Raw genomic sequence first — 14457 nt, 5'->3', positions numbered from 1 at the left:
AAGTGTTTTCTTTAATAACTCCGATGGCATCATTGCAGAACAATAGAAAACAAACGGGATTTCGACCACTATCTTGACTGGAAGTACATCTATTCCGTAGATATATCCTCTATAAAGAAATCAAAGGTTAAAAATTCTTGATTTTCAAATACAATTGTGCCTATTTTTTCCAATTTGATATAAGTACCTCCTATTTTCTTTACATTATTATCACCAAAATCAAATTTTATAATTTTCGTGTCGGGTGTATGTTCACTGAACGTAAGATGCCTTATAGAAACATTTTCATCTCCCATAGAATCTTCATAATCTGTTATATTTGGATTAATCAATAGAGTAACCTCATCTTTGTTATAAGGGGCATGTAACTGAAACGTTAAGCCGAAAGCTTCATCGATTGAAGGGTTTTCAGGAGAACCAGAAATAGATATTTTTTTAATGTTCGTAACGAATTTTTTATTGAACAATTCTTGGTCATTAAACATTATGAGTATTTTTTCTGAAGACCAAGATACCGCCACAAAATTTTTAACTGGGTCTATATTGCTGATTATTGGGGAAAATATTGATATTGCTCGATTTGTACCTTTGTTAAAAATGACATTTATCTGTTTTGATTCCAAATTTATAGTTAAATGCTCTCCGTTTATATCTTGGTTTACAAATTTTACTTGGTTTCCATCTTTGAATGCGAATGGGTTTTTGTCCATAGAAATCCAAAATGTTATCGCTCCTTTATTTTTTATCATAATTATAATTTAATTCTTTTTTCTTATCGTTTCCCCTGTCCATTCCCTTCAAATTGTAGGCAACGTGTTATATAATCAATAAACGCAACTTTTACTTAAAGAAAGCACCTTTAGTTATAAGCGAAGCTACCATTTAAACCCTTTATTTACAATACGTAGTTCTACGTATCTTTAGTAAAGTTATTCACATTAGTTCACCATTCGAAGATATAACAAGGCTTGATAATTACCTTACGGGAAACCGTACAGTAGGATGAAAATCTGCGAAGACTTTTATACGTAGGCGAGAAGCTAGTAATTAATTATATGTGTGGTTGTGCTTTCGTTATTTGTTTTTAAGTTCCAGATTAATCATTTCTTTTAATTCTTTTATATGAATCCGCATATCGATAAGGGCTTTAGTATTGTTAATTTCAGTAAAATACTTTAAACTTAATGCACCTTCAAGTGTCAAAATAATTTCTTCCATATTAGCATGGATTCTTGAACCTTTATAAATGGGTTTTTTCGTTTTTAATCGAAGAAGACCTAATTGAAGCGGTTTCATTAGCGCATTTAAGTATACTTCATTATTGCCATTAGACACTTTACTGTAGCTTTCTTGAGCGCGCTTTAAATCGAGTAGTTGATTTCGAATAATTTCTGGCATTAATTTTATATCTCCAGTCGATTCTAATGTTTGAATAGTATTCGTGTTGAAGGATGCGTATCTAGATACTCTATTAATTTTAAGTAATTCCTTCATAATTTGATTAGGCTCTAAATCTAAAGTCTCTATATATTTGTTGTATGCTTCAAAAGAGACCGTGTTACTTTCTAAAAAGGAAATTCGATTGGTAATGTTTTCTATTTCTTTATCCAGATCCACTAAAATCTGACTATAGTAGTTGTGCCTTGTTTCATCCAGTTTACTAATTTCTTTAGCATTGTTTAATTGAAGGGCAATCAATATTCCAATAACTACAAGAATAATTTCTCCAACTGCATAAATGAGATATTTACTGAATTTGTTTTCAGTCAGCATTTTTTGTCTAATTTTTCTGAAGAATTTTATCATTGGTTCGTGGTTTTTTATAATGAAGCACAACGGTTTTGTGTATGATTTCGTTGCGTGTTTAATTACTAAAGTTATCAAATAAATTACAGATAGAAAGTCCGCGAGAAATAGCCATTAATGATACACGGTGTTGGCGGTAGTTAATTATAGATAACTTAGCCACCACTTGTCTTTATTGTCTTTTTTATAACGGTTATATTTTTTGGTTATAGGATATAAGACCACAAGGATACCTAACCAGACTAGGTATACAATAGGGAGACTGAATCCATAACCCTTTAAATCAGGACTAAAAGGTATCCATACGTTTAGTATCATATCGGAGAATTGATACCCAGTTGCTAAAGCTGCAAAAATGGCTACAACGTGAATAATGTAGATATGTACCACATAAAAAAACATAGGTACTTGTCCGATGGTTATAAATATTTTCGATAAGCTATTTTTAAAATTTTCAAATGCCGCCAATAAAATTAAAGCGGGCCCAATTGTAATGCAAATAAAGGCAAATGATGGAGGGTATTTAGTAACTTTTAATATTGACAATATAGAATATGTCAATGAGTTCTGTTTTGTCCATGGGTGCAAATCGCCATATAGGTTACTAATTCTAAAAACAAGAAATAAAACAAGTAATAAAATACCTGCGCCATACAGTATTTTTATTCTCTTTTTACTGTTGAAAGTCGGCAGGTAAAGTTGACCAAGGAAATAACCTAATGTCATCAATCCAATCCAAGGCATTAAAGGGTAAACAGAATACACAGTTAATGACCCCAGTTTAAACTCACCTTCAACATGAAAAACATACCAAAGCTTGCTAAATATATCGTTTGGTATTGGTTTAAAGGAATCAAATAAATTATGACCAAACACAAAAAACAGCGCTATTAATATCGCCATGGATTTGGGTAGGCGGATTAAGCCCGCAAGGAAAATCATTGAAGCGCCTAAACACCAAATAACTGCTAAATCAATAAACGTAGTATTGAATTTAAAATACCATCCAAAATTTACAATTGTAAACTCAACAATAATCAACCATAATCCCCTTTTTAAAAGCCAAACCGATAGTGAATTTAAATCTTTCTTTTGACCAACAAAAAAAGCAGAAGTTCCTGCTAAAAAACAAAAAACCGGTGCACAAAGATGAGTAATAAATCTGGTGAAAAATATCGGAACAGTCGTTTGGGTTAAATCCGATGGGTCATACATGAAAGAATCATAGTGAAAATAATCTCTTACATGGTCAAGTGCCATTAGCAAAATCACCAAACCTCTTAGCAGGTCTATGGACTGAATTCTTTTGTTTGTAAATGTGTTCATTCTTCTGACTGTGATGTTTAATTACCGCCAACGTCTCGGCTATGATTAGTACGGGAATAAAAGAGAACTTTTGTTTCCGTTTAAGCGATTAGTCAAATCTTTTTGTTTGTTTTTATCTTTTTCATTTTAAAAGCCAAATCCAAAAGATTTGACGGACCTTATAAATTTACTCAGACTTAACGTAAACCCCTAAAACCCGCATTAATTATAGCCATTGTTGTACACGTTATTTTTTTATTCTACCATACTTTTTGAGTATTTCAATTACTTTTTCTTCTGGCATCTCATATACGGTCGTATTATTTTTGCCAACCATCGTTTCAGCGGCTACTAGCGCGTTTAATATCGATTCTTCTGTTGCTTGTGCCGTTGCTTCAAAAAGGATAGACATTTTGTCATTAGGTATCATTTCAACCTGCTGGGTTTTTTCTCTATCGGCCGCCTCTTTATTAGCCGTTGAAAATGCAACAAAAATATCTCCAGAGCCATTACTACCATATCCACCTAGTCGGCTAATACCTATTGGTGCTCTACGAGCAAGCCTCTTTAATTGGTGAGGAAGTAGTGGTGCATCTGTAGCAATAATAACTATAATTGAACCTCTATCTTCTTCAGACCTTATTGGGTCCCAAAGGGGCATTTGGTCAGCAATTTCTTTACCTACTGGTACACCTGCTATAGTCAGCGATTTTCGACTACCGTAGTTAGCCTGAACAATGACACCTAGTGTGTAGGTCGTAGAATCAATAATTACTTCACGTGAAGATGTTCCAATTCCACCTTTAAAAAGATGGCAAATCATTCCAGTTCCACCACCCACATTTCCTTCAGCTACCACACCTGATTTAGCATTGTTCAAAGCTGAAAAAGCATGTTCTTTTTTTACATGAAACCCATTAATATCGTTTAAATCGCCATCATAGGTTTCGGCGACAACTGGTAAAGCCCAAAAAATGTCTGGTTCATTAGGAAGTGGGTCGAAATGTTTATTTTTAAATTGCCATTCAACTACTGCATCTCTTACAATTCCTACACTATGTGTATTTGTTATCATTATAGGGCCTTCTAAAAAGCCAGACTCCTCTATCCAAGTAGTACCTGTCATTTCTCCATTTCCATTTAGACTATACCATCCAGCAAAAACAGGGTCGTATTTTTTACCTCGCGGTAATACTGCTGTCACTCCAGTTCTAATTGGACCATCGCCAACAACTAATTTACCTTCACCTGATATCAATGTTGTATGACCGACTTCAATTCCCTTAACATCTGTAATTGCATTTAGTTTTCCAGTTTTTCCATCTAGAGGTATTCCTAAATCTCTAGCTCTTGGCTTTTGTCCGTAGGATTGTGAACAAATGAGAATAGTTATAAAAATTGAAAATATTCTATTCATATTGATTGGTTTTTAATGTGGTACAACCTGTTATATAACAACTAAAGTAATGGTTTTTTTATTAATAAATCATTTGTAGTCAGGTACTTGACGGAACTAAGTTACCATTTAAAACTCCTTTTTGCAATACGTATTTCTACGTGTATTTATAAAGTAATGCGCAGTAGTTCGTTATTTGAAGCTATTAAGGTCTTGTAATTGTCACACGGAAAACCGTATAGTAGACAGAAAATCTGCGAAACCTTTTGTAAGTAGGCGAGAAGCTGGTAATTAATTATAGGTGTGGTTGTGCTTTCGTTATTTATTTTTACTATTAAGTTCCACTTCAATTTTATCAAGCACATTGTCTATAGATTCCACAACTTTTACTTCTTCATCTATAAATAAGCTCCTATTATAGAACACAAGTTGTAGTGTCAATAAAAGGTTATTGTCTGTTAAAAGTTGGTCGTAGTTCTTTATTCCTAATTTGTAAACAGTTATGGAATCTGAATGTGTGAATCCGTAAGTTACAGGTTTGTTTGTTTGTTTGTATCGGCATATAAATATTTGAATTGGTAAGGAAATAATTTCTGCATCATGTCAGCACTTTTCATTCCTGTTGCATCTACTAAACGCTTTAGTTCTAATTGAAATAAATTGGTTATAGAAATACGTAGACTATCATTGGATAAGATATTCAAACCACTATTTTTTAAATTTTCAAAAGCACTTGTTTTAGGAAATATTTTAAAGTCTTCACCAACATTTGCGAAAAGGCTGTACATGGTATCGGAATAGGGTTTTTTATTACCAATAGCATTCAATAATTGTTGATTGGATTGGATAACTTCTTTATTCTTTGAAATTACTTGGAGTCTATCCTTTTTGGTTAGCAACAAATCGCTTTTAAGTTCTTCATAAATCTGTGTTTCTTGATTTAGTATTTTCCGATTTTCGTTCCAGTTATTTATTTGTAACGCAATTAAAATCCCAATAACCACAAGAACTATTTCTCCAACGGCATATTTAAAATACTTTCCAGTCTTTCCTTGTGAAAGTACGTTTTGTCTAATCTTACGAAAGAACTTAATCATATTTTTAAAGCGGTTTTTTAAGACGACCGCAAGCGGCTTTCTCTTCCAAAGGTCTACTAGACCTTTCATTTTTTTTTACAAAATTATGTTTCTATAATCTAAAGAATTTAATCCTTTTGTTGTTGGTTAGTCATAACGAAGCACAACGTGTGATACCTTCAGGGATTCGCTTTTCCTCTACTATTTCGACTAGCAGACCGTCCAGGCCTCTAACGAAAAAACTTTTCATACCATAAATAGAGTCTATTTTTATATCCTGTACAATAGCTAACCCAGCAGCGCTCATTTTATCCATTACTGGCTCCAAATTTTCAAATGAAAAACTAATATGATCGATTGCACTACCATCTGTTAGTTTTATTTTTTCTTTAGGCCACCATGCTTCTTCCTCCACTGGTTTGCCAAACACAATGATATTAATATTATCGACGGTTAGTAAATTCCATTTCCACCGAAGCTTGTTGTTCTCCCATTGTTTTGCCTTTTCATACACCGGAAGCAAACCCAAATTAGATTCGAACCAATCCATCGTTTTATCCACATCAGTTGCTAGTAAGTGTATGTGTTCAAATCTGTGGTTTTTATTTCCTGTATACACCTCTATGACTTCTTTTTCTGGGCCAAGAAAGTACATCCAAAAATTATCGTAAAGTGGCGTAATAGGTGTATGAATTGCTATTCCTTCTTTCACTCTCCAATCATATTCAGATTGCCCATCTACACCAGACCAACCAATATTCCATAAACTAGAACCTAAATGTGATGATGGCTTATTATCCACAAGATCCATTAATAAAAAGGATTTCTCCGTAAACAGAGCATCCGCTTGGTCTCGGTATTTTACGCGAGTTGCGCCAAAGTATTTTTCATAATATGCTATGGTTGAATCTCTATCTCTGACATTTAGATGCACATGATGAAAATTAGCTTGGATTTCATTTTCAGTAGCATCCGCATTTTCAGATGTCTGTTTACAGCCAAGCATTTGAAATAGTAGCGCTGTAAATACAAACAAGGGAATTCTAAATTTTATTTCCAGGAAACTATTCATTTTCTTCTAATTGCCACTAACGGATTTGTATATAATTAGTGCCGTTGATTAGTACCTAATTTAGCAAATAAATCACAGATAGAATATTCCGTAGGAATGTTCTTAAGATAGTATTGGTCTAAAAATTAGCGCTATACATTGTTGTTTTATCGTTATTTTGTTTATTTCTTGTAAACGACTTCACCATTAAAAATAGTCATGGCGATTTCCGTATTTAATATCTGATTTTCTTCCACAGTCATTAAATCTTGATTGTAAATGGTAAAATCAGCAAGTTTACCACTGCGAATAGAACCTTTAATGTTTTCTTCGAAGGCACCATAAGCAGCATCTAAAGTATATGATTTTAATGCTTGCATTCGTGTCATTTTTTGTTCTGGCTCATAACCGCCTTCAGGAGTTCCTTTCAGGGTTTTTCGACTTACACTAGCATAGAAACTAGCAATAGGATTAAGCGGTTCTACAGGCACGTCCGTTCCATTAACAATAGGAACGCCACTCTGTAGTAAAGCTTGCCACATGTAAGCGCCTTCTTTGATTCGTTTTTCACCCAAACGGTCAATAGCCCAAGGTCTATCGGAAGACAAGTGTATGGTCTGCATTGCAGGAATTACATGCAACGCTGCAAAACGAGGAATGTCATCTGGATGTAGATGTTGCGCATGTTCAATACGGAATCTATGATCGGCATCTAACATGTTTAATTCCTTAAACGCTAATTCATATTGATCCAGAATTTCTCTATTAGCACGGTCTCCAATGGCATGGGAACAGACTTGAAAATTGTTTTGCAGTCCTTGTATTGCTACTTCTTTTACTATATCCATTGGAAGCGTTTCGTGGCCATAATGCCCTTGGCGATCTGTGTACGGTTCTAAAAGCCAAGCACCTCTGGAGCCTAAAGCACCATCACAACTTAATTTTATAGAACGTATAGTAAAACGATGGTCTGGATCTATCCTTGGACCTTTTTCAAACCATTCCTCAAGTAATTCTTCACCACCTCGTAACATGGCATACATTCTAACATTCATTTTTCCAGCCGATTTCATGTCATCATAGAGCGCTATAATATCTTTTGAAATACCTGCGTCATGAAAACTAGTGATACCATTTTTATGGCATGCTTCCATAGCTAGATGAAACGCTTGTATGTTTGTTTCTGGCGTCTCTTCTGGGATATACTTGTATATCATAGATATTGCATGTTCATTGAAAATACCTGTTGGCATACCAAATTGATCTACAATGACTTCTCCTCCTTCCGTATTATACGACTGGATTCCCTCTTTACGTAAGCTTTTTAAACCTGCAATTTCCATAGCCTTAGCATTTGCGAATCCTGCGTGACCACTTGCATGAAATAAAAAAACAGGATTATCTGGTGATACTTCGCTAAGTAAATGATGCGTTTGAAATCCTTTAACGGTGTTTGCAGGCATACTGTCCCATTTGCTTTGGTGCCAACCGCTACCTATTATCCATTCACCTGGTTTAGACGTTTTCACTTTCGCAGCAACAGCATCTACAATATCTTGATAGCTATTGGTATGCATAAGGTCAAGTTCTAATTCATTATAACCTAAACCCATAAAATGACCATGACCCTCAATTAAACCAGGCGTCATCGTCTTACCTTCTAAATTTATAAGTTCCGTTTGTTCATTTTGATAGCTTTTGGCTTCCTCAAAACTTCCAGCAAAGAGAATTTTATCCTTTTTTGTTACCACGGCCTCTACTGTTGGCTGTATAGAGTCTACGGTATAAATGGTTCCTCCATGAATAATCATGGTGCCAAATTCTTTTTTATTATTAGCACAGGAACTTAAAAAAAGGCAGGCTATTATTATGTTTAATTTGTAAAATCGTAGTGTCATAATAGTTGTAATTCGTTTTAGTTGGTTAATTAATATTCGTCCTATACTTTAGCTAGCGTACTATAGAATCTGTTGTTTATTCTTTCTTATATCTATTTTTAAAACAAACGCATTGGTTAGCGGTTTCTGGTAAAGAAGCACAACTTGTAGCATAACAACTAAGATTACCTTTTTCTATAAATAAAGCAATTCTAGTTATAATGTTTGGAAAACTAAGATAGCATTTAAACCTCTGATTTACAATACGTAGTTCTACGTGTATTTGTAAAGTAATCGACAATAGTTTGTCATTTGAAGATATACCACACCTTAGGGTATTACCTTAACGGAACCCCGGATGCCATGTTTTTTTAGAAAGTTTTGATGAGTTGAATCAAGTACACTATAGAAATACTAATAGCCAAACCTAGACTTACTTTAGCAAAATCTTTAGCGATGAGTTGGTAGGAACTTTTTAATTTCCCTTTATTAAGCAAGTAGTTTATGGCTATTTCTCGTCCGGCAAGAATACCAATAAAAGTCCAAGTGGTACTCATTGGTATGGCATTATAGTTTCCGTATATAAAAAGAATAACACCATAAAAAAGATCAATAATAGTTGCAGAACGAATGTTTCTAGTATTGACTTTTTGGTTCACCATTTCCTGGATTTTACCACCGCGATTTTTAAAAATATAGGCCATAATAGACAAGATAACCACTAGAGAACCAAGCAGTTCCCAAATAGATAATCTTCGCGGTAGAAAAACATAAATGTTTGCAAAATCTTGAATAAGCCATTGCGACCATAAAAATGCCGTAGAAAGCCATTGCGCAACAATCCAGAATCTCTTTTGATTGGTTTTATGTACGTTCTCTAAAGAGGCCTTAGATTCTAGTCTTTGAGCAATTAAAAGATAAATTAAAAAGGCGGTAATTACCGAAATCCCATAACCATACACCGATTTAAGAATCATTTTCTCAATAAATTGCTGACTAGAAAAAACACTAAGAATCATAAAGGTCGTGCTTACTGGTATTCCCAAACGGGTAATTATCAATAAGGCTAGTGGTGCTATTAAATGCCACCATTTTAAGGTTTCTGGAAGTGTGATGCTATTTAATCTTTGGTAGGAAACATCGCCATCATACATACACCAACCAAAAATTAAAGTAGCCGATAGAATAATACCTGCAAATCCCCAAAGCACCGTCCAATGTGTTTTGTTATTGGAAGAAATAAAAGTACCTAAGGTTTGTATAACATCATTTCCTATTACGGCATAGGCTGCAAGTAAAAAACCAGTATAAAGTATAAGTATTTCCATAAGGTAAGTAGCGTTTGTTTTTACCTGCTAGCAGATTATCAAAAGTATAACAATTCAAGCTATAATAAATTTGGGAATTCATACTATTATGCATTTACTTATAAACAAAAAACACAAACTAGGGTTTATGTTTTTGAAGTGGGTAATTAGTAAATAAGGTATTAGCTCGAAAACGTTATTATTTTAGTCGGGATTGCTTATCGATCCAACTTTTAATTTTGCTATATACCAATAAATATAAGGTTGCTGCACCAAAGGAAATAAGCGTGCCTAAATAGATACCATACAACGGATATACAATAGATATGGTTAAGGAGTAAATAATCAAAGAAAACATGCCTATGGGAACATTCTTAATAATAGTATGAACATGTTCTTTAGAATAGGTGAAATGAATGATTATCATTAAAGGAAATAGGGTAGTAGGAAAGGCCGAAAAAAGTCCTGCCCAAGTAGGACCAACAAATTTTGGAACGGTGGTGATGAGTAAAATAATTAGAGCAGCAAAAAAGGCTCGGACGAATAGAATTCTAAAATTGATTTTTGCCTTGGTTTGAATGCCAATATTCTTAATGTCTTTAAAAAGATAGATACATAATAACGAAACGGAAATTGGAATTAATATGACGATGTATTTATTAATTTCAATACGATGCAATAACGTAACCACCACAAAATATGCGATTATAGCAGCTAAAGATGAAAGGATAATAGTATGTTTTTTAAAATACCTAGATGCTATATAATAGATATACACAAAGGTTAAAGCGGCCGTTAGTCCAATCATATTAAACACAGCGCTTTTTGCTGCGTATTCTGGACTGACTTCTAATCCGAAAAAAAACAAAGTGATGGCAGAACCTGTAGGATATCCAGATAGGATTCCGGCAACTTTCGGACTTACATTTTCGGCAAGAAAAGATAAGCCAATTACAAAGGTAATGGCTACCACTAACTTTACTAAGAATAGTAATTCTATCATTTTTTTTAAGGGCAAAAGTAGTATAAGCTTTTCAATTTTAAGGAAGGAATAATCTTAATATTATACCAATTTAAAAGCAAAAAGCACAAACGGTGTTTTGTACTTTTAAAAGGGGTTTACGTGGTTTTTATTCCATAATCCATGCCATCCAATCGGTTTTATCTATGATAGACCAACTATGCGGATGTCTTTCTCCGTTGGATCGATATCCTTTGTTTTCTGTAGGAATATATTGTACCTGATTAAATTCTGCATTTTGCAGGCTTTCGGAAAGCTTTTGAATGTAATAGGCATTCATTTGGTCGTAATCTGCCTTTCTATTTTCTTGCCACCAAAGCGTATCTGGTTCGGTATACAATCTGATTTTTGTATTTTTTAAACCTTTCCAATTGGTGATGGTGTTTGTTTTGGAGGTATAAATCGCATGCTTTTCATATTGCGGTAGATTGGCTTCTGGCGTTCCGAAGTTTTCTTCTAAGGTTGCAATGATCCAATTGGATTCTTGTATTGCAGGTTCTGAAAAATTTCTTTCTATGTTTTTTTCGGAACTTCTATACAGTGCTATTAAGTCTATTGGCGAGTCCACTATAAAAACACCTTTTGGTGTGATCTGAAAATTTTTATTTTGGGATAGGAAAGCACTAATTAGTACTGCTATATTTCCTCCACTTGAAAATCCGCCGATATAGGTTTCCTTCGTCGGAAGCTTATTTTCGATAAAGATGTTTTGAAGTTGCTTGGCAAGTGCTTGCTTTTCGTTTTCTTCTAACCACAATTTTTGATTGTAGTTCATATAAAGAACGGCGATATTATTTGCTTTCGCTTGATCGCGGATTTGGAATTCTCGTTTAATGTATTCTGGTGTTTCTGGATAGCCACCAAAAAGGACTACTACTTTTTTTATGTTTTCGGAAGGTGTATATAAATGGTATTGGTCGTTTGTTATTTCGGTGTATGCTGCTGGTACAATGCTTTCGGTATTTTGTTTGTCCACATTTTTACAAGAAATGAAAGTGATCGCTACTGCCAGTATTCCTAAAAATCTATGCATTGCTTTTGTAGTGTATAAGGTTTTTATATACAAGGAGTTACATTATTTGTTCCCTCTAATTTAGTAAATAAAATTAGAATAGAAAATAGCTGCGTTTTTTTATGGCGTAGGCTAGGGAAGTAGGCTTTTAATAGTATTTCGAAGTGGTCCCGATTAGTCGTAGATTTATTAGTGAAAAGATCATAATCCTATGAAACTGCAGTACAAAAAAACACTGTAGCTACTAAGGAATATGCTATTACTAAACTCGTTTTATGCTAACGGAATCGATTCCGCGAAAGCGCTATTTTTATAAATAACTAGAAACGGTCATTACAATTAAAGTAAAAATTATTAATGTAATGAATAAAGGCATCACGAATTTTAACCATTTATTGAACCCGACTTTCACTACTGCTAGCGAGGCTAAAATTAAACCTGTAGGATTTACAAAATAGAAAAGTCCCATACCGTATTGGTAGGCATTCACTACAATTTCTCGTCCAACGCCAACGCTATCTGCTAATGGCGACATGATTGGCATGGTTAGAACTGCCATTCCAGAACTACTTGGAATGAAAAAGGAAAGTCCGGCATAGACTGCTGTCATTGCGCTTGCAAAAATTCCTTTATTCATATCTTGGGTCATCGAACTTGCATAATGCAAAAGGGTATCGCTAATTAATCCGTCGGCCATAATAACGGTTACACCACGTGCAATCCCGATAATTAAGGCGACACCAAGTAAATCTCCTGCACCTTTTACAAAGGTGTCGATAAAGTCGGTTTCTTTCATTTTGGCTATAAAACCAATAAGAATGGATCCTACTAAAAAGGTTGCTGTCATTTCTACAAACCACCATTCGAGTGCTACCACGCCGTATATCATGATAATAAAACAAAGCGCAAATACGATTAATGCTAAACGTAACCGGGTTGTAAATGCTACTATTTTTGTATTCGTGTGTGTAAATAATGCTGTTATTTGTTCTTGTTGGTCGTAAATAATAGATTTTGTAGGATCTTTTTGTACGCGTTTACCATAACGTATAATGTATATTAGTGCAATAGTTAAACAGGCAACTAACATAAAGAGTCTTCCGCCAAGTCCTGTAGTCCAAGCTATTCCAGCGGCATCACTTGCTATAATAGTACTAAACGGATTTATGGTAGAGCACATGGTACCAATAGAACTTCCTAAGAAGATACAAGCGATACCAACCATAGCATCATATTTTGCTGCTAAAAAAACGGGAATTAGAATAGGGAAGAAGGCAATGGTTTCTTCGGCAAAGCCAAAGGTGGTTCCTCCAGCTGCCACTAAGGTGGTTACTAAAATGATTAGGATAAATTCGCGACCTTTAAACGCATTCGCGAGCCAATTTATTCCAGCATCAAAAGCACCAGTACTATTGATAATTCCGATTAAACCTCCAATAATTAAAACGAGAAAAATGATGTCTGCGGCTTCAATAATTCCTTTTACCGGTGATTTTATAAAGGCTAAAATACCTTGTGGTTTGGATTCTAGTTTTTGGTAGGTATTAGGTATGTTTATAGGTTTGTAAATATCGCCATTGGTGAATTTTTCTAACGGAATCTTAATATTTAGTGTTTCTAAATGGTCTTGTGTTGCGGGAATGGTTTCCGATTTTTCGATACCAACTCTAGTGAATGTATTATGGTCTTTATTGTAGCCTAAAGTTTCGTATTTACCTGCAGGAACAAACCAAGTTAGTATGGTTACTAAACCAGCTATGATAAGTAAAATGGTTTGTGCAGAAGGAAATTTTAATTTTTTCATATATAATTAAATGCTAAAAAGGGTATCAAGTTTAAAGATAGTATTATTTTAGACTTTCTTAAAATTTGGTAAAAAAAATGCAATATAACATAGATTCTAGTTGGAAAGCACATTTAAATGAAACGTTTCATGCCGATTATTTTAAATCTTTAATGGATTTTGTAGCGGAAGAATACAAAGCGCATGCATGTTTTCCGGAAAGTGATAAAATTTTCAATGCTTTTAATTTGTGTGCTTTTGAAGATGTAAAGGTGGTTATTATTGGTCAAGATCCTTATCATGATGTGGGTCAAGCCAATGGTTTATGTTTTAGTGTGAATGATGGTATTGCGATTCCACCTTCCTTAAAAAACATTTATAAAGAGCTTGAAAGTGATATAGGAACTGTGGTTTCTAATACTGGAAACCTAGAATCTTGGGCGAAGCAAGGTGTTTTGTTGCTTAATGCTACATTAACCGTTAGGGCACATCAAGCAGGAAGCCATCAAAAAAAGGGCTGGGAAACTTTTACAGATTCTGTAATTAAGTTAATAAGTGATAAAAAGGAAAATGTAGTTTTTTTACTTTGGGGAGGTTTTGCAAAAAAGAAAGCGAAACTAATTGATATTAAAAAGCACTATATTTTAAATTCAGGACATCCTTCGCCGTTAAGCGCAAATAGGGGGTATTGGTTTGGTAACAAGCATTTTAGTAAGACTAACTCCCAGTTGGAGCAAGTTGGCCTGTCACCTCTGTTTTGGTAGGTAGAACACTAACTACTCTTTTGTTTTTGTTTAAAGCCTTAAGGCGTCTAGAAGTCTTA

At 34.2% G+C, this 14457-nt stretch carries 12 protein-coding genes; 1 reads left to right on the top strand and 11 read right to left on the bottom strand.

All coding sequences use genetic code 11. The features are described from left to right. Nucleotides 1-89: 89 nt before the first annotated feature. The 11 genes from AMD28_RS14995 to AMD28_RS14945 all read right to left on the bottom strand — a co-directional run bounded on the left by AMD28_RS14995 (nt 90) and on the right by AMD28_RS14945 (nt 13655). A complete protein-coding gene (locus tag AMD28_RS14995; RefSeq protein ID WP_055444939.1) occupies nt 90-749 on the bottom strand; it encodes a hypothetical protein in 660 nt (219 codons plus the stop codon). A 325-nt stretch (nt 750-1074) separates the two neighbouring features. Beyond that, on the bottom strand, nt 1075-1806 hold the full coding sequence (locus AMD28_RS18690) for a hypothetical protein (RefSeq protein WP_055444938.1): 732 nt from the start codon (nt 1804-1806) through the stop codon (nt 1075-1077). 144 nt (nt 1807-1950) lie between these two features. Beyond that, entirely contained in the window at nt 1951-3132 is a 1182-nt protein-coding gene (locus AMD28_RS14985) for an acetyltransferase domain-containing protein (RefSeq protein ID WP_083478332.1), read from the bottom strand. A gap of 226 nt (nt 3133-3358) precedes the next feature. Beyond that, nucleotides 3359-4528 (bottom strand): DmpA family aminopeptidase, encoded by a 1170-nt coding sequence (locus tag AMD28_RS14980; protein ID WP_055444936.1) that lies wholly within the window; start codon nt 4526-4528, stop codon nt 3359-3361. Between the two features lie 509 nt (nt 4529-5037). After that, nucleotides 5038-5604, bottom strand: a complete 567-nt coding sequence (locus AMD28_RS18685; RefSeq protein WP_152975628.1) for a DUF6090 family protein — start codon at nt 5602-5604, stop codon at nt 5038-5040. A 130-nt stretch (nt 5605-5734) separates the two neighbouring features. Continuing rightward, nucleotides 5735-6655, bottom strand: a complete 921-nt coding sequence (locus AMD28_RS14970; protein WP_055444934.1) for a VOC family protein — start codon at nt 6653-6655, stop codon at nt 5735-5737. 161 nt (nt 6656-6816) lie between these two features. Next, a complete protein-coding gene (locus AMD28_RS14965) occupies nt 6817-8532 on the bottom strand; it encodes an amidohydrolase (protein WP_055444933.1) in 1716 nt (571 codons plus the stop codon). 350 nt (nt 8533-8882) lie between these two features. Then, entirely contained in the window at nt 8883-9839 is a 957-nt protein-coding gene (locus tag AMD28_RS14960) for a hypothetical protein (protein ID WP_055444932.1), read from the bottom strand. Between the two features lie 178 nt (nt 9840-10017). Further along, nucleotides 10018-10821 (bottom strand): hypothetical protein, encoded by an 804-nt coding sequence (locus AMD28_RS14955; RefSeq protein ID WP_055444931.1) that lies wholly within the window; start codon nt 10819-10821, stop codon nt 10018-10020. A gap of 127 nt (nt 10822-10948) precedes the next feature. Then, on the bottom strand, nt 10949-11872 hold the full coding sequence (locus AMD28_RS14950) for a hypothetical protein (protein ID WP_152975627.1): 924 nt from the start codon (nt 11870-11872) through the stop codon (nt 10949-10951). Between the two features lie 289 nt (nt 11873-12161). After that, nucleotides 12162-13655 (bottom strand): YfcC family protein, encoded by a 1494-nt coding sequence (locus AMD28_RS14945; protein WP_055444930.1) that lies wholly within the window; start codon nt 13653-13655, stop codon nt 12162-12164. Nucleotides 13656-13732: 77 nt separating this feature from the next. On the opposite strand from AMD28_RS14945, the gene AMD28_RS14940 reads away from it, so the two are divergent. After that, nucleotides 13733-14398 carry a uracil-DNA glycosylase gene (locus AMD28_RS14940; protein ID WP_055444929.1) on the top strand — a complete coding sequence of 222 codons (666 nt, stop codon included), beginning with the start codon at nt 13733-13735 and terminating at the stop codon, nt 14396-14398. Nucleotides 14399-14457 lie beyond the last annotated feature (59 nt).

Origin of the sequence: Lacinutrix himadriensis (genome assembly GCF_001418105.1) — a bacterium.
GTDB classification, from domain to species: Bacteria; Bacteroidota; Bacteroidia; order Flavobacteriales; family Flavobacteriaceae; genus Oceanihabitans; species Oceanihabitans himadriense.
This window is presented reverse-complemented; position numbering and strand designations above follow the sequence as displayed.